At 74.4% G+C, this 15,380-nt stretch carries 13 protein-coding genes, 1 tRNA gene and 2 riboswitches; of the genes, 6 read left to right on the top strand and 8 right to left on the bottom strand.

Translation table 11 applies throughout. The features are described 5' to 3' along the window. Nucleotides 1-4: 4 nt before the first annotated feature. From argS to AUV08_RS07755, 5 genes are all read right to left on the bottom strand, one after another. Nucleotides 5-1,675 (bottom strand): arginine--tRNA ligase, encoded by a 1,671-nt coding sequence (gene argS / locus AUV08_RS07735; protein ID WP_061867889.1) that lies wholly within the window; start codon nt 1,673-1,675, stop codon nt 5-7. 115 nt (nt 1,676-1,790) lie between these two features. Then, nucleotides 1,791-2,987 carry a HesA/MoeB/ThiF family protein gene (moeB, locus tag AUV08_RS07740; RefSeq protein WP_061867890.1) on the bottom strand — a complete coding sequence of 399 codons (1,197 nt, stop codon included), beginning with the start codon at nt 2,985-2,987 and terminating at the stop codon, nt 1,791-1,793. Further along, the gene (locus tag AUV08_RS07745) at nt 2,984-3,802 is read right to left on the bottom strand and encodes a thiazole synthase (protein WP_060775074.1); all 819 of its coding nucleotides are present in this window, start codon (nt 3,800-3,802) and stop codon (nt 2,984-2,986) included. The genes moeB and AUV08_RS07745 overlap by 4 nt, the downstream gene beginning before the upstream one ends. A gap of 3 nt (nt 3,803-3,805) precedes the next feature. Continuing rightward, nucleotides 3,806-4,048, bottom strand: a complete 243-nt coding sequence (thiS, locus tag AUV08_RS07750; RefSeq protein WP_060775073.1) for a sulfur carrier protein ThiS — start codon at nt 4,046-4,048, stop codon at nt 3,806-3,808. Next, a complete protein-coding gene (locus AUV08_RS07755; RefSeq protein WP_061867928.1) occupies nt 4,045-5,214 on the bottom strand; it encodes an FAD-dependent oxidoreductase in 1,170 nt (389 codons plus the stop codon). The genes thiS and AUV08_RS07755 overlap by 4 nt, the downstream gene beginning before the upstream one ends. Next, nucleotides 5,208-5,338, bottom strand: a riboswitch (TPP riboswitch). (Overlaps the previous gene by 7 nt.) A 21-nt stretch (nt 5,339-5,359) precedes the next feature. Here AUV08_RS07755 and thiE point away from each other — a divergent pair. Then, entirely contained in the window at nt 5,360-6,097 is a 738-nt protein-coding gene (gene thiE, locus AUV08_RS07760; protein ID WP_061867892.1) for a thiamine phosphate synthase, read from the top strand. Nucleotides 6,098-6,183: 86 nt separating this feature from the next. Further along, a tRNA-Arg gene (locus AUV08_RS07765) sits at nt 6,184-6,256 on the top strand. Nucleotides 6,257-6,456: 200 nt separating this feature from the next. Here the strand turns inward: AUV08_RS07765 and thiD are convergent. Beyond that, entirely contained in the window at nt 6,457-7,296 is an 840-nt protein-coding gene (thiD, locus tag AUV08_RS07770) for a bifunctional hydroxymethylpyrimidine kinase/phosphomethylpyrimidine kinase (RefSeq protein WP_061867893.1), read from the bottom strand. A gap of 72 nt (nt 7,297-7,368) precedes the next feature. On the opposite strand from thiD, the gene AUV08_RS07775 reads away from it, so the two are divergent. The 4 genes from AUV08_RS07775 to AUV08_RS07790 all read left to right on the top strand — a co-directional run bounded on the left by AUV08_RS07775 (nt 7,369) and on the right by AUV08_RS07790 (nt 13,016). Beyond that, complete coding sequence (locus AUV08_RS07775; RefSeq protein WP_061867894.1) at nt 7,369-8,526, top strand: hypothetical protein; 1,158 nt, start codon at nt 7,369-7,371, stop codon at nt 8,524-8,526. A gap of 62 nt (nt 8,527-8,588) precedes the next feature. Next, a riboswitch (TPP riboswitch) is annotated at nt 8,589-8,703 on the top strand. Beyond that, a complete protein-coding gene (gene thiC, locus AUV08_RS07780; RefSeq protein ID WP_061867895.1) occupies nt 8,700-10,523 on the top strand; it encodes a phosphomethylpyrimidine synthase ThiC in 1,824 nt (607 codons plus the stop codon). Its footprint overlaps the riboswitch before it by 4 nt. A 276-nt stretch (nt 10,524-10,799) precedes the next feature. Continuing rightward, nucleotides 10,800-11,537, top strand: a complete 738-nt coding sequence (locus tag AUV08_RS07785) for a DNA-3-methyladenine glycosylase I (RefSeq protein ID WP_061867896.1) — start codon at nt 10,800-10,802, stop codon at nt 11,535-11,537. 63 nt (nt 11,538-11,600) lie between these two features. Then, on the top strand, nt 11,601-13,016 hold the full coding sequence (locus AUV08_RS07790) for an NAD-dependent succinate-semialdehyde dehydrogenase (protein WP_004167643.1): 1,416 nt from the start codon (nt 11,601-11,603) through the stop codon (nt 13,014-13,016). A 54-nt stretch (nt 13,017-13,070) separates the two neighbouring features. Here AUV08_RS07790 and thpR read toward each other — a convergent pair whose 3' ends face one another. Both thpR and putP read right to left on the bottom strand, forming a co-directional pair. Continuing rightward, nucleotides 13,071-13,664 (bottom strand): RNA 2',3'-cyclic phosphodiesterase, encoded by a 594-nt coding sequence (gene thpR / locus AUV08_RS07795; RefSeq protein ID WP_061867897.1) that lies wholly within the window; start codon nt 13,662-13,664, stop codon nt 13,071-13,073. Next, on the bottom strand, nt 13,661-15,295 hold the full coding sequence (gene putP, locus AUV08_RS07800) for a sodium/proline symporter PutP (protein ID WP_061867898.1): 1,635 nt from the start codon (nt 15,293-15,295) through the stop codon (nt 13,661-13,663). The genes thpR and putP overlap by 4 nt, the downstream gene beginning before the upstream one ends. Nucleotides 15,296-15,380 lie beyond the last annotated feature (85 nt).

Below are 15,380 nucleotides of genomic sequence, written 5' to 3' on the forward strand. Positions count from 1 at the left end.
GCGCTCACATCTTCTCCGGGGCGGTCACGCCGAGCAGGCCGAGGCCGTTGGCCAGCACCTGGGCGGTGGCGTCGTTGAGCCACAGGCGAGTGCGGTTGAGGGTCTCCACGGGACGCGGCGTGCCGTCGTCGGTGGGCATGGGCACGATCCGGCAGGCGGCGTACCACGAGTGGTAGGCCCCGGCGATCACCTCGAGGTGGCGGGCCACGCGGTGGGGCTCGCGCAGGCGCGCCGCCGCGGCGACGACGGCCGGGAACTCCGCCAGCTGGGCCAACAGCTCGGACTCGGTGGCGTGGGTGAGCAGGGCGGCGTCGAACTCGGAGCGGTCCACGCCGTGGGCCTGCGCGGTGCGCGCCGCACCCGAGGCACGGGCGTGGGCGTACTGCACGTAGTAGACGGGGTTGTCGTTCGTGGCGGAGCGCAGCAGCTCGGGGTCGATCGTCAGGGGCGAGTCCGCGGGGTAGCGGGCCAGGTCGTAGCGCAGGGCGTCGCGGCCGAGCCACTCCACGAGGTCCTTGAGCTCGATGATGTTGCCGGCGCGCTTGGAGAGCTTCGCGCCGTTGACCGAGATGAGCTGGCCGATGAGGATCTCGATGTTCGTCGCCGGGTCGTCGCCGGCGGCGGCGGCGATCGCCTTGAGGCGGTTCACGTAGCCGTGGTGGTCGGCGCCGAGCAGGTACACCTTCTCCTCGAAGCCGCGGTCGCGCTTGTGGAGGTAGTAGGCGGCGTCGGCGGCGAAGTAGGTGGGCTCGCCGTTGGCGCGGATGAGCACGCGGTCCTTGTCGTCGCCGAAGTCGGTGGTCTTGAGCCACACGGCGCCCTCGCGGTCCTCGATGTGGCCCTGCTCGCGCAGCCGCTGCACGGCCTGCTCGATCGCGCCGGAGTCGTGGAGCGTCTGCTCCGAGGTGAACACGTCGAAGTGCACGTCGAAGGCGGCGAGCGTGTCCTTGATGTCCTGCATCTGGAGCCGGTACGCGGCCTCGCGGACCACCGGGCGGGCGGCCTCGTCCGTCAGCTCGCGCACGTCCGGGTGCTCGAGGGCGACGGCGTCGGCCAGCTCCTGCACGTACGCGCCGGGGTAGCCGCCCTCGGGGACGTCGCGGCCGTGCAGGCGGGCGAGGACCGAGTCGGCGAACACGTTCATCTGGTTGCCGGCGTCGTTGACGTAGTACTCGGCGGTGACGTCCGCGCCCGAGGCGCGCAGCAGGCGGGCGATCGCGTCGCCCAGCGCGGCCCAGCGGGTGTGGCCGATGTGCAGCGGGCCGGTGGGGTTGGCGGAGACGAACTCCATGTTCACGGTGTGCCCGGCCAGGGCGTCGTTCCGGCCGTACTCCGGGCCGGCCTCGACGATCTCGCGGGCCAGGGCGCCGGCCGAGGCCGCGTCCAGGGTGACGTTGAGGAAGCCGGGGCCGGCGACGTCGACGGCGGCGATGCCCGGCTTCCCGGTCAGGCGCTCGGCCACGAGCCCGGCGAGGTCGCGCGGGGCCATCCCGGCCTTCTTGCCCAGCTGGAGGGCGACGTTGGTGGCCCAGTCGCCGTGCTCGCGGCTGCGGGGTCGCTCCACCTTCACGCGCGCGGGGGTGATCTCCCCCCGCAGCTCGGCGGGGAGGTCACCGGCATCGACGGCGTCGGTGAGGACAGCGGACAGCAGGGCGGAGAGGTCTTCGGGCTTCACCCGCGCAAGTCTACGGAAGGGCCGCCGCGCCCGTGCGCGTGCGAACGAACCCTGCGAGATGGCCCCCTCCGGCCCGCGGTGGGGGCCATCTCGCAGGGTTCGTCGGGGCGGGGGGTCAGGCGGGCCAGGCGGCGAGGCCGCCGGCGAGGGAGAGGACGCGCCCGCCGGCGCTCGGGTCGGCCCCGACGACGGCGTCCCGCGCCCGGGCCGAGCGGGCTCCGGCGGCGCAGTAGACCACCAGGACGCGGTCCTGCCCGGGCGCGAGGGCCGCCGGCTCCGCGAGGACGGCCTCGAGCGGGACGTGCCGATCGGCCACCGCCGCGGGGGCCTCGACCCGGCGCAGGCGGCGCTCCCAGTCCTCGCGGACGTCGAGCAGGGTCAGGGACGCGGCCCGGGCGGGGTCGGCGAGCAGGGCGGCCAGCGCGGCGGGGGCGATCTCCCCGCCCGCGGCGCCGCAGGCCTCCGCCGAGCCGGGGGCGCCGGCGTCGTCCGGGCGGGGGGCCCGGGCCGCGTGGGCGGACAGGTCCGTCACGGGGGTCCGCTCGGGGTCGGCCACGATCCGCAGCTCACGGAAGCGCATCGTCAGGGCGTCCACGGAGAGCAGCCGCCCGACCAGGGGCTCACCCACCCCGGAGAGCAGCTTGATCGCCTCGGCCGCCATGAGGGAGCCGATGATCCCGGGCAGCACCCCGAGCACTCCGGCCTGCGCGCACGAGGGCACCTCGCCGGGTTCGGGCCGCTCCGGGAACACGTCCCGGTACAGCGGCCCGCCCGGGGCGAACACGCTCACCTGCCCCGCGAACCGCAGGATCGCGCCCCACACCACGGGCACGCCCGCGATCTCGCACGCGTCGGCCACGAGGTAGCGGGTCGCGTAGTTGTCCGTGCCGTCGAGCACGAGGTCCACGGCGCCGACCCGCTCGAGCGCGTTGGCGGCGGTCAGGCGTTCGCGGTGTTCGACCACGCGCACCTCGGGGTGCAGGCCGCGCATCGTCGCGGCGGCGCAGGCGGTCTTGGGGCGGCCGAGGTCCGCCTCGGCGTGGATCACCTGGCGGTGCAGGTTGGAGCGGTCCACCACGTCGTCGTCGATCACGTGGATCTCCCCCACGCCCGCGGCGGCGAGGTAGGTCAGCACGGGCGCGCCGAGGCCGCCGGCGCCGACCACGAGGACGCGGGAGCGCAGCAGCGCCAGCTGGGCCTCGGGGCCGAAGCCGTCCAGGCTCAGGTGGCGGGCGAAGCGCTGCAGCTGGGTGTCGGACAGTGCGGTGAGGTCGCGGGGCTCGCGGGCGGCGGGGTCCGGGGCGGCGGTCACCGCTCGTCCTCCTCGGCCGTGACCCGCCCGGCCATCGGCGAGGAGGCCAGGGCGTGCTCGCGGCGGGGGATGCGTCCGGCACGGCGGGCGTGGAAGCCCGCCTCGAGCGCGAGCCGGCACGCATGGGCCATGCGGGCGGGCTCGGCGGCGCGGGTGATCGCAGAGGCGGCGAGCACGGCGTCGCAGCCGGCCTCCATCGCCAGGGCGACGTCCGAGGCGGTGCCCACGCCGGCGTCGAGCACGATCGGCACGGAGGCGCGCGAGACGATCAGCTCCAGGTGTGCGCGGTTGAGGATGCCCAGCCCCGAGCCGATCGGCGAGCCCAGCGGCATGACGGCGGCGGCGCCGGCCTGTTCGAGGCGCAGCGCCATGGCGGGGTCGTCCGACGTGTAGGCCAGGACGGTGAAGCCGTCGGCGGCGAGCCGCTCAGTGGCCTCGAGGGTCTCGACGACGTCGGGCAGCAGGGTGCGCTCGTCGGCGATGACCTCGACCTTCACGAGGTCGGTCTCGAGCGCCTCGCGGCCGAGCCGGGCGGTGAGCACGGCGTCCCGGGCGGTGTAGCAGCCGGCGGTGTTGGGCAGCACGTCGATGCCGAGGCCGTCCAGCAGCGCGACCAGGCCGTCACGGGTGTCCGCGGACCAGCGGCGCAGCGCCACGGTGGTGAGCGTGGTGCCGGAGGCGACGAGGGCGCCCTCGAGCGCGGTGAGGTCGGTGATGCCGCCCGTGCCCATGATGAGCCGGGAGGCCAGGTCGTAGCCGCCGATCCGCAGCGGCGGGATCGCGGGGGCGGCGGGCGGGGTACGGTGCTCGGCCATCGCTCAGCCCCCCTGCACCGCGGTGACGACGTCGACCTCGTCCCCGGCGGCCAGCGCCCGGGTGGCCCAGGCCGACCGGGGCACGACCTCGCCGCCGACCGCCACGGCCACGCCGAGCCGCCGCCCGTCCGCGGCGGCGCCGTCGTCGCCGACCGCGCGCCCGGTGACGTGCGCGACGACGTCGCGGACGGTGGCCACGGCCAGCTCGGCGGGCTCTCCGTTGAGGGTCAGGGTGAGGGTGCTCATGCGATCTCCTTCAGGCGGGCGTGCAGCAGCTCGAGGATCCGCCCGGCCGCCCAGGGGGCGAGCAGGATCCCGTGACGGTGGAAGCCGGTGGCGACGACGGCGCCCGGGGCCTCGGGCACGGCGAGCACGCGCGGGGCGTCGTCGGGGGTGCCGGGGCGGGCGGCGGTGGTGATCTCGACGAGCTCGCACTCGCGGACGGCGGGCAGGATCGCGGCGGCGTCGGCGAGCAGGTCCAGCACGGCCCCGGCCGAGGTGCCGGCCAGCCCGTCCTCGCGGGCCGAGGCGCCGACCACGAGGGTGCCGTCCGCGCGGGGCACGAGGTAGACCTGGCGCCCGTGGACGAGGCCGCGGACGGTCCGGGTGATCAGGTGCGACTCCCCCGGCAGCAGCTGCTCGGGGCGCACCCGCAGGCGCAGCACGTCGCCGTGGACGGGGCGCAGCGGGACCTCGACGGCGGTGGCCGCGCCGCCGATCCCGCGGTGGCCCAGGCCCGCGGCGAGGACCGCGCCGTCGGCGGTGAGGACGTCCCCGTCGGCCAGCGTGAGGCGCACTCCCTCGCCCTCCGGGTCGGCGGCGGTGACGCATCCGGCCAGGAACCGGGCGGCGGGTCCGGCGCCGGCCGGGAGCGGGCCGCCGTCAGGTCCGGTCTCGGCGCGCAGGGCGGCGACGCAGGCGGCGGCGAGCCGTCGCGGGTCCACCTGATGGTCGTCCGGGGCGTCGAAGCCGGCGGCCAGGCCCGGGGCCAGGGCGGGCTCGGCGCGGCGCAGCGCGCGGACGGAGACGGGCTCGACCCGGCGGCCGAGGATCGAGGCGTGCTCGAGCACGTGGTCCCACGCGCGGGCGTCGGAGAGGTCCGCGGCCACGATCCAGGCACCCTGCGGCAGGAAGCCCGTCTCGACGTCGGTGAAGGCGGCGAGCAGGTCCACGAGCGCCGGGTAGGCCTCCCAGCCGGCCTGCAGCAGCGGGGCGAGGTCGTCCTGGCTGAACTGGGTCTCGGCGAGCGGGGCGAGCATCCCCGCCGCGGCGTGGGTGGCCCCGGCGACGGCGTGCGGACGCCCGGCGGTGTCCAGCTCGGGGGCGATCAGGGTGACGGCGTGGCCTGCGGCGCGCAGACGCACGGCGGCGGTGAGGCCGATGATCCCGGCCCCGACGACGGCCACGTGCACGGACCGGTCCTCCTCACGGCGGCATGACCCGCATCGAGTGGTGATGGTCGGCCGCGCCGGCGCGGTGCGCCCCTGCGGCCCTCTCAGCCCGGCGTGTGCGGCCCGGGCTCCCATGGAACTGCGGCCAGTCTGCCACAGTGGGCGCATGCACTCCCCCGATCCGCTCCTGATGGCCGCGGCCGACCACGACGACGGCGACACCGGCGCGGGCCGCCGCGCCCGACTCGCCGCCTCCCGGCTGTACGTCTGCACCGACCTACAGCGGTTCCTGCGCCCGGACGGCACGCTCGACTCGGCCGCGTTCGCTCACTTCTGCGCGGCGGCGTTCCGCGGCGGGGTGGACGTGATCCAGGTGCGGGACAAGGCCGTGGACGTGGCGGTCGAGCTGGCCGCGTTCGCCGTGCTCGTCCCGCTGGCCCGGGAGCACGGGGCGCTCTCGGCCGCTAACGATCGCGCCGACGTCGCCGCCCTGGCCGGGGTGGACGTGTTCCACACGGGCCAGACCGACCTGACCACCGCACAGTGCCGCGCCCTGCTGGGCCCGGACACGGTGCTCGGCCGCTCGTGCCACACCGAGGCGCAGGTGCGCGCCGCCCGCGCGGAGGACGGCCTGGACTACTTCTGCACGGGGCCGGTGTGGGCGACGCCCACGAAGCCGGGCCGGGCCGCCGTCGGGCTGGAGCTGCCCTCCCTCGCCGCGCGCCTGGACGCCGAGGACCCGGCGGGGGCGCGGCCGTGGTTCGCCATCGGCGGCGTCGACGCGGACCGGCTGCCCGAGGTCCGCGCGGCCGGGGCGGAACGGATCGTGGTGGTCCGCGCCGTGACGCAGGCCGGGGACCCCGAGGCCGCGGCCCGGACGCTGCGCGCGGGCCTGCCCGGCTGACGCGCCCCGCGGGGAGGTCACGGACGGGCCATCCTGATGGTGTAGAGTCGACGAGTCCGCAACGCGCTCGACGCGTCGCGACCCCCGCCTCCGTAGCTCAGGGGATAGAGCGTCTGCCTCCGGAGCAGAAGGCCGCAGGTTCGAATCCTGCCGGGGGCACGAGCGAACAGAGCCGGACCCCCGTGGCGACACGGGGGAGCCGGCTCTTCCGCGTTCTGCGGCCCCGGACGCTCGAGCGGAGCGGGAGGTCCGGGTCAGCGGCATTCGAGGCGGGAAATCGACCTCATGGAACGTCCCGCGGTGCGCATTCGCCGGATTTCCCGCCTCGATCGTGTCGAAGCCCGGAGGTCCGGCGCACATCAGCGCCGCTGCGCATGACCGTGGTCGACGGGACCGTGCCACGTCGGCCGCGAGGCGTCCCCGACCGCGAGCGCCTCCCCCGCCCGCATCGCGTCGGCCAGCCACGGCTTGGCTCGCTCGAGTGCGTCCTCCCAGCTCAGGCCCGCGCCGGCCAGCGTGGCCAGAGCCGAGGAGAGGGTGCAGCCGGTGCCGTGCGAGGCGCGGGTCGTCACGCGCGGGCCGCGCACCTCGTGCACGGCTCCGTCCACACGCACGACGGCGTCCGGCACCTCCGCCGCCTCGGCCTCGTCCAGGTGCCCGCCCTTGAGCAGGACGGTCACGTCGTGCTCGGCGGCCAGGCCCCGGGCCGCGTCGAGGGCGGCGTCCCAGCCCGTCGCGTCCCGCCCGGTCAGCCGGGCCAGCTCGGGCAGGTTGGGGGTCACCAGGTGCGCCGCCCGCAGCAGCCGGGACCACGCGGCGCGCCCGTCGTCGTCGCCCACCGCGGTGAGAGCGTCCCCGCTCGAGGCCACCATGACCGGGTCCAGCACGACGACGGCGGGCAGGGTCTCCTCGAGCCAGCCGGCGACGGCCCGCATGAGCTCCACCGTGCCGAGCATGCCGATCTTCACGGCGTCCACGGCGATGTCGGCGGCGACCGAGTCGAGCTGGGCACGCACCACGTCCACCGGCAGCGGGTGGACGGCCTGCACGCCCTGCGTGTTCTGGGCGGTGATCGCGGTGATCGCGGTCATCCCGTAGCCGCCCCACGCGGCGATGGTCTTCAGGTCGGCCTGGACACCCGCGCCGCCGCCGGAGTCGGAGCCGGCGATGCTGAGCACGCGGGGGACGGCGGGGGTCATGCGGGGCTCCTTCGGGTCGGGGCGGATCGGCCGCCCGGGCCGGGCCGATCCCGCCCATGAGAATGTAGTCGCATGTCCCCCGTCACAGAGAGCTCCCCCGCGCACCCCGGCCGAGCCGAGGAGTCGGCGCCGCTGCGGCCGACCTCCCCGCTCGGGATCGCCGCCACGTTCATCGGCACCACCATCGGCGCCGGGTACGCCTCGGGCAACGAGATCCTGCAGTACTTCGTGAGCTTCGGCCTCTGGGGCGGCACGGGGGCGCTCGTGATCGCCGGCACGCTGTTCTTCCTGCTCGCGGTGATCGTGCTGCGGCTGGCGCAGAAGCTGCGGACCACGGACATCCACCGGATCGTGAACCCCACGACCTCGCGCGTGCCCACCTGGTTCGCGGACCTGTGCATCACCACGTCCCTGCTGGGGACGCTGGTGATCATGCTGGCCGGGGCCGGGGCGGCGGTGCACACCGCGTTCGGGCTGCCCTCGCTCGTGGGCTCGCTCGTGATGGCGGCCGTCTGCGTGGTCTCGGTGCTGGCCGGCATCACGGGCCTCGTGCGCGTCCAGGCCGTGGTGGTCCCCCTGATCATCGTGGTCGCCGTCGGCGTCGCGGTGTGGGGGTTGGTGAACCCGGGGGCCGCGGTGGACGACGTCGCCGCGCTCGTGACCTCGTCCCCGCTGATCAACCAGTGGTGGCTCTCGGGTGTGCTGTACGTGGCGTTCAACATCCAGCTGGCCTACGCGGTGCTCGCCCCGATCGGCGAGGAGAGCTCCTCGTCGGGGCGCTCCCTCGTCGCCGGGGCCGGGCTCGGGGCCCTGGGCCTCGTGGTGATGGCCGGCGCGGTGATGGCCGCGCTGACCGCCCACGCCCAGCTCATCGGCCGCGCCGAGCTGCCCATGGTCGAGCTGGCCGCCATGATCGGCGGCTGGGCCGCCCTGCTGTACACGGTCGTCCTGCTGCTGGCGCAGTTCACGACGGCGGTCTCGTGCCTGTACGGCGGGGTGGAGCGCATCGCCCTGCTGTCCTCGATGCGCCGCGTGCCGGGCTGGGCCATCGCCGTCGTCACGGCCCTGGCCGCCACCCTGCTCTCGAGCGTCGGCTTCTCCGACCTCGTGGGCACCGTCTACCCCGTCCTCGGCTACGCCGGCATCGTCATCATCGTGATGCTCATCGTCACGTGGATCGTCGAGCGCACCACGGTGCGCCGGCGGGCGGCCCGCGCGGCGCGCGCCTGAGCGGCCCGCCGCATGGCCGCTGCCGACGGCGGTGAGGCCTCGCAGGGGACGTGCTAGGGTCGCTCGCATCCCACGGGAGCCCCACGGCACGGGGCTGAGACCGGGCTGACGCCGCCCGGAGACCGTCTGAACCTGTCCGGGTCATTCCGGCGAAGGAAGAAGGAGCCGCGGCCATGTCCGTTTCCGAGCGCACCCCCCTGCCCGCAGCCGAGTCGACGGCCGAGGTCGTCGCCGAGGAGAACTACCCCACGCACCGTCTGGGCTGGCTCGAGGATGCCGAGCACGGCATCCGCGTGCCCGTCACCGAGGTCCACCAGGACGACTCCCCCGACGGCACGCCCAACGCGCCCCTGACCGTCTACCGCACCATGGGCCCGGGCTCCGTGCCCGAGCGCGGCCTGCCCGCCCAGCGCGCCGAGTGGATCCGCGCCCGCGGCGACGTCGAGGAGTACGAGGGCCGCGAACGCGACCTGCTCGACGACGGCCGCTCGGCCGTGCGCCGCGGCGCCGCCTCGCAGGAGTGGGCCGGCGAGCGCCGCGCCCCGCTGCGCGCCAAGGAGGGCGCGCGCGTCACCCAGATGCACTACGCCCGGCGCGGCGAGATCACCCCGGAGATGCGCTACGTCGCCCTGCGCGAGGGCGTGGACGTGGAACTGGTGCGCTCCGAGGTCGCTGCCGGCCGCGCCATCATCCCGGCGAACGTGAACCACCCCGAGTCGGAGCCGATGATCATCGGCAAGGCGTTCGCCGTGAAGGTCAACGCGAACATCGGCAACTCGGCGGTGACATCGTCGATCGCCGAGGAGGTCTCGAAGCTGCAGTGGGCCACCCGCTGGGGCGCGGACACCGTGATGGACCTGTCCACGGGCGACGACATCCACACCACCCGCGAGTGGATCCTGCGCAACTCCCCCGTGCCGATCGGCACCGTGCCGATCTACCAGGCCCTCGAGAAGGTCGGCGGCGACCACCAGGCCCTGACCTGGGAGATCTTCCGCGACACCGTGATCGAGCAGTGCGAGCAGGGCGTGGACTACATGACCGTGCACGCCGGCGTGCTGCTGCGCCACGTGCCGCTGTCCGCGGACCGCGTCACCGGCATCGTCTCCCGCGGCGGCTCGATCATGGCCGGCTGGTGCCTGGGCCACCACAAGGAGAACTTCCTCTACGAGAACTACGACGAGCTCTGCGAGATCTTCGCGCGCTACGACGTCGCGTTCTCCCTGGGCGACGGCCTGCGGCCGGGCTCCGTGGCCGACGCCAACGACGCCGCCCAGTTCGCCGAGCTCGACACGCTGGCCGAGCTGACGGAGCGGGCGTGGGCGTACGACGTCCAGGTCATGGTGGAGGGCCCCGGCCACATCCCGCTGCACCTGGTGCGGGAGAACGTGGAGCGCCAGCAGGAGCTGTGCAAGGGCGCCCCGTTCTACACGCTCGGCCCCCTCGTCACGGACATCGCCCCGGCGTACGACCACATCACCTCGGCCATCGGCGCCACCGAGATCGCCCGCTACGGCACCGCGATGCTCTGCTACGTCACGCCCAAGGAGCACCTGGGCCTGCCGAACCGGGACGACGTGAAGACGGGTGTGATCACCTACAAGATCGCCGCGCACGCCGCCGACGTCGCCAAGGGCCACCCCGGCGCCCGCGACCGCGACGACGCCCTGTCCAAGGCGCGCTTCGAGTTCCGCTGGCGCGACCAGTTCGGCCTCGGCCTGGACCCCCAGCTCGCCGAGGAGTACCACGACGAGACGCTGCCGGCCGAGCCCGCCAAGACCGCCCACTTCTGCTCGATGTGCGGGCCGAAGTTCTGCTCCATGCGCATCAGCCAGGACATCCGCAGCGAGTTCGGCGGCGCGTCCGAGCAGGCGAGAATCGCCGAGGCCGGCATGGCCGCGAAGTCCGCGGAGTTCCGGGCCGCCGGCGGGTCCGTGTACCTGCCCGAGCCGAGCCTGCGCCGGCCCGAGGGGGACGCGGTGCTCGCGAGGGACTGAGCGGTCCGTGCCGCGACGCGGGGGCCAGGGTGCCGGCCATGAGCACCTCCCCCGCGCGCGGTGCGAACCTGCCCTGGGCGCGCTCCCGGGCGGCGTCGCCCCGACCGCGGTCGTTCCCAGCGTCTCCCCCTTCGCCACACGTGGCGGCTGCGGGCCGGGCGGCTCGAGTGACGAGGTCTGGCCGTGCCTCCTGCACAGGTGTCCGCAGACGGGGCTGCGTCCCCAGGCGTCGCGTTCCGGCGCCGGATGTCCGGGGCCGCTCCTAGGCTCGGGTGCATGAGCGCGCACCACGCCGACGACGGCCTCCCCACCCCCGCCGAGGATCCACCGGCGGGCGGGCGACAGGCGCCGCCGAGTGGCGTCGTCGTGGGTGAGGACGGGCGAGCCCGCCCGCCGTGGGCGGCACGGGATCCGCTGCTGCGGGAGTACTACGACACGGAGTGGGGCCTGCCCGTCACGGACGAGCAGGGCCTGTTCGAGCGCCTCGTGCTCGAGGCGTTCCAGTCGGGCCTGAGCTGGCGGACCGTCTTGGCCAAGCGGCCGCGGTTCCGTCAGGTGTTCGCGGGATTCGACGTGGACGCCGTCGCGGCGTTCGGGGACGCGGAGGTCGAGGCGCTGCTGGCGGACCCCGGCGTCATCCGGAACCGGCGCAAGATCGAGGCCGCGGTCGCGAACGCGCGGGCCGTCGTGGGGATGCGCGGCGAGCGGTTCGCCCCGCTGCACCCGGGCTCCCCCGGTGCGGGCCCCGACTGGCACGGCGACGGCGACCGGCCGGCCCGCGGTCTGCCGGGGCTGGTCTGGGCTCACCAGCCTGCAGCGACCCCACGGCCGGAGACGGTGGCGCTGATCCCCTCGGCCTCGGACGAGTCGCGCGCGCTCGCGAGGGCGCTGAAGGCGCACGGCTGCCGCTTCGTCGGGCCGACCACGTGCTTCGCCCTGATGGAGGCTGCCGGGGTCGTGGACACCCACCTTCTCGGCTCGTGGCGAAGAGGGGCGTCCGGGATCTGGGAGTGAGCGGGAGCCTCCGGCAGGATGGGGAGCTCAACGCAGGACGTCCACACGAAAGGGTGACGGCTGATGACCACCACCTCCGCCTCTCAGGGCTACCGCACGATCAACCCGGCCACCGGGGAGCTGCTGAAGTCCTTCGACAACGCCACGGATCAGCAGATCGCCGACGCCCTCGACGCCTCGCAGGCCGCCTACGAGCAGTGGTCCCAGAAGTCGGTGGCCGAGCGCGCCGCCATCGTGAAGCGGATCTCCGAGCTGCTGGCCGAGCGCTCCAAGGACATCGCCGCGCTGATCACCACGGAGATGGGCAAGTCCCTCGGCGCTGCAGTCGGCGAGGTGCGCTACGGCGCCCAGATCTTCGGGTACTACGCGGACGAGGCCGAGGAGCTGCTCGCGGACCAGCCGATCAAGCAGTTCTCCGGGCAGGAGGCGTTCGTCCAGCGGCTGCCGCTCGGCCCGCTGCTGGGGATCATGCCGTGGAACTTCCCGGTGTACCAGGTGGCCCGTTTCGTGGCGCCGAACCTCGTGCTCGGCAACACCATCCTGCTCAAGCACGCCGAGATCAACCCGCAGGTGGCACAGCTGCTGGAAGAGCTCTTCACCGAGGCCGGACTGCCGGAGGGCGTGTACCAGAACGTGTTCGCCACCCACGACCAGATCTCCACGATCATCGCCGATCCGCGCGTGCAGGGCGTGTCCCTCACCGGTTCGGAGCGGGCCGGCGCCGCCGTCGCCGAGCAGGCCGGCCGGCATCTCAAGAAGGTCGTCCTCGAGCTCGGCGGCTCCGATCCGTACATCGTGCTCTCCGCGCCGGACGCCCGCGCGGCCGCCCGCGACGCACTGGCCACCCGGATGGGCAACTGGGGCCAGGCCTGCAACTCGAACAAGCGCATGATCGTCATGGAGGACCTCTACGACGACTTCGTGGACGAGCTGGTCCAGCGCTCCTCGGCGATGCAGCCCGGCGACCCGACCTCGCGCGACGCCGACGTCTACGGCCCGCTGTCCTCGGAGTCCGCGGCCGACGGGCTCGCCGAGCAGATCGCCGCGGCCAAGGAGGCCGGCGCCACCGTCCACGTGGGCGGCGAGCGCGTCTCGGGCCCCGAGGGCGAGGGTTTCTACGTCTCCCCGGCCGTGATCACGGACGTTGACCAGGAGAACCCCGCCTACACGCAGGAGCTGTTCGGCATGGCCTCCGTCGTCTACAAGGTGTCCTCGGCCGAGGAGGCCGTGGCCCTGGCCAACGACTCGCAGTACGGTCTCGGCGGCGCCGTCTTCTCCACGGACCTGGACGAGGCCAAGCGCGTGGCCGACCAGCTCGAGGTGGGCATGGCGAACGTGAACCTCGCCTCCGCCGCCGGGGCGAACCTGCCCTTCGGCGGCGTGAAGCGCTCGGGCTTCGGCCGCGAGCTCGGCCCCCTGGCCCTGGACGAGTTCGCCAACAAGCGCCTGTACGCGGTGCAGGGCCCGCTGGAGGGCTGACCCCGGGCCGGGTCGGCCGGGCGGGTCTCCCGCTCCGGCCGGCCCGTCGGCCCCTCAGCCGCGCAGCGGGACGGTCGCCAGCACCTCGTGCAGCGGGCCGCCGGAGCGGCCCTCGCCGAGCCGGGACGCCACGACCTCGACCTCGTCCGCCGTCCACTGCGGGCCGCGGTACACGGCGAGCGCGTGCACGGCCTCGGCCAGCAGCACGGTGCTGGGCGCCGACGGTCGAGGCTCGCCCCGCCTCCGACACCTGGGCCGCGGTGCGGCCGCCGAGACCCGCGCCACGGTGAGGTGGGCGCGCCGGCGGTCCCGGCCGTCGTCGTCGGCGAGCCACGGTTCCGCCAGGAGCGCGCCGAGCTCCCGGACCTGCCCGCCCACCCCCATCCAGAGCGTGCGGTGGGAGAACTCCCCCGCCCCGGCCAGGTGCAGGTCCAGCGGCGCGTGTCCCGCCGCGATGCGGCCGGCGTCGGCGACGACGTCGTCCACGGCCCCGGCGGGCACCTCCGGGTGGAACGCCAGCGTCAGGTGCCGCTGCTCCCGCTCGGTCCAGCGCAGCGCGCGTCCCGCCCGGTCCCGGACGCCGTCGAGGGCCGGCTCGACGTGGTCGAGCACGGCCCTCGGCGGACGGATCGCGAGGAAGAGCCTCACGCCTGCGCGCGCGGATCCGCGGCGGCTGCGGTCGAGCCCCCGGCGGCGTCCCGCGCCATGGTTGCCGGGGCCACGTCCGGGTGCGGCTCGCGGCCGGCCACGATGTCGATCGCGCCGGTGAACTCGGCGTCGATCCGCCGCTGCACGCGGCGCGAGCGCTGGGTCACGAGGGACACCACCACACCCACCACGAGGGCGGCGACGAAGCCCGGCAGCAGCTCGTACAGGCCGAACCACTCCCACGTCTCGGCGCTGGCCTCGGACCACACCCAGGCGACGGCGGCGCCGGTGAGCATGGCGGCCATCGCCCCCCACGAGGTGAACCGCGGCCAGTACAGGGCGAGCAGGATCACGGGGCCGAAGGCGGCGCCGAAGCCGGCCCACGCGAAGGAGACGAGCTCGAGCACGGAGGAGTCCGGGTTGAGGGCGAGCAGACCCGCCACGAGCGCCACCACCAGCACGCCGATGCGGCCGAGCCACAGGGTGAACGTCGGGGAACCGGTGCGCCCGCGCAGCATGTAGAGGTCCTCCACCAGGGCGGAGGAGCACACGATCAGCTGCGAGGAGAGCGTGGACATGATCGCGGCGAGGACGGCGGCCAGCACCAGGCCGGCCACGAACGGGTGGAACATGATCGAGGCCAGCACCAGGAACACGGTCTCCGGGTCCTCGAGCGTGGTGCCGGGGTTGGCCTGGAAGTAGGCGATGCCGACGAGGGCGACCATCACGGCGCCGAACACGGACAGCGCCATCCAGCCGATGCCGACGCGCCGGGCGACGGCCGCGTCGTGCGGGGTGCGCAGGGCCATGAAGCGGACGATGATGTGCGGCTGGCCGAAGTAGCCCAGGCCCCAGGCGAGGGAGGACAGGACGCCGATCAGCGTCGCGTTCTCGAACATCGAGAAGTGGTTCACCCCGCCGCCGGCGGCGTCGGCGGCGCGGATGCCCTCGACGACGGCGTCCCAGCCGCCCATGGTCAGGATCACGACGATGGGCACGGCCAGCAGCGAGAGGAACATGAGGACGCCCTGGGCCACATCCGTCAGCGAGGCGCCGAGGAAGCCGCCGAACAGGGTGTAGAGCACCGTGATGCCCGCGACCACGAGCATGCCGGTGAGGTAGTTGATGCTGATGCCCTGGGCGTAGAAGGAGTCGGGGCCGAAGGTCGACTCGACGAACTTGCCGCCGGCCACCATGCCCGAGGAGACGTAGAAGGTGAAGAACACGAGGATGATCAGGCCGGCCACGATCCGCAGGATGTGCGTGCGGTCCTTGAACCGGTTCTCGAGGAAGGATGGGATCGTGATCGAGTTCCCGGCCACCTCGGTATAGGAGCGCAGGCGGGGGGCGACCACGCGCCAGTTCACCCACGCGCCCACGGTCAGGCCGACCGCCATCCAGCCCTCGACCAGGCCCGCGGCGTAGATCGCGCCGGGCAGGCCCATCAGGAGCCAGCCGGACATGTCGGACGCACCCGCGGAGAGCGCCGCGACGGACGGCTTCATGTCGCGTCCGGCGAGCATGTAGTCGTCGAGGTCGGTGTTCTTGCGGGAGGCGTACAGGCCGATCGCGATCATCGCGAGGAAGTAGAGGCCGATCGCCGCTAACAGGAAGACGGTGTTCGTGTCCATGGGCTCCAGAGAATCACATCCGGACTCACAGCCCCAGTCCCAGATCCGTCCCGGATTCGCCCCGTCCGGGTCGGCCCGGGCCCCG

It is taken from the genome of Micrococcus sp. CH7 (genome assembly GCF_001595485.1).
Classification (GTDB): domain Bacteria; phylum Actinomycetota; class Actinomycetes; order Actinomycetales; family Micrococcaceae; genus Micrococcus; species Micrococcus luteus.

Excerpts from the sequence above, each read along its gene's own strand:
- AUV08_RS07790 (WP_004167643.1), top strand. The coding sequence starts at position 11,601 with ATGACCACCACCTCCGCCTCTCAGGGCTACCGCACGATCAACCCGGCC.
- AUV08_RS07745 (WP_060775074.1), bottom strand. The coding sequence starts at position 3,802 with ATGGCCGAGCACCGTACCCCGCCCGCCGCCCCCGCGATCCCGCCGCTG.
- AUV08_RS07775 (WP_061867894.1), top strand. The coding sequence starts at position 7,369 with ATGTCCCCCGTCACAGAGAGCTCCCCCGCGCACCCCGGCCGAGCCGAG.
- AUV08_RS07785 (WP_061867896.1), top strand. The coding sequence starts at position 10,800 with ATGAGCGCGCACCACGCCGACGACGGCCTCCCCACCCCCGCCGAGGAT.
- thiE (WP_061867892.1), top strand. The coding sequence starts at position 5,360 with ATGCACTCCCCCGATCCGCTCCTGATGGCCGCGGCCGACCACGACGAC.
- thiD (WP_061867893.1), bottom strand. The coding sequence starts at position 7,296 with ATGACCCCCGCCGTCCCCCGCGTGCTCAGCATCGCCGGCTCCGACTCC.
- thiS (WP_060775073.1), bottom strand. The coding sequence starts at position 4,048 with ATGAGCACCCTCACCCTGACCCTCAACGGAGAGCCCGCCGAGCTGGCC.
- thiC (WP_061867895.1), top strand. The coding sequence starts at position 8,700 with ATGTCCGTTTCCGAGCGCACCCCCCTGCCCGCAGCCGAGTCGACGGCC.
- putP (WP_061867898.1), bottom strand. The coding sequence starts at position 15,295 with ATGGACACGAACACCGTCTTCCTGTTAGCGGCGATCGGCCTCTACTTC.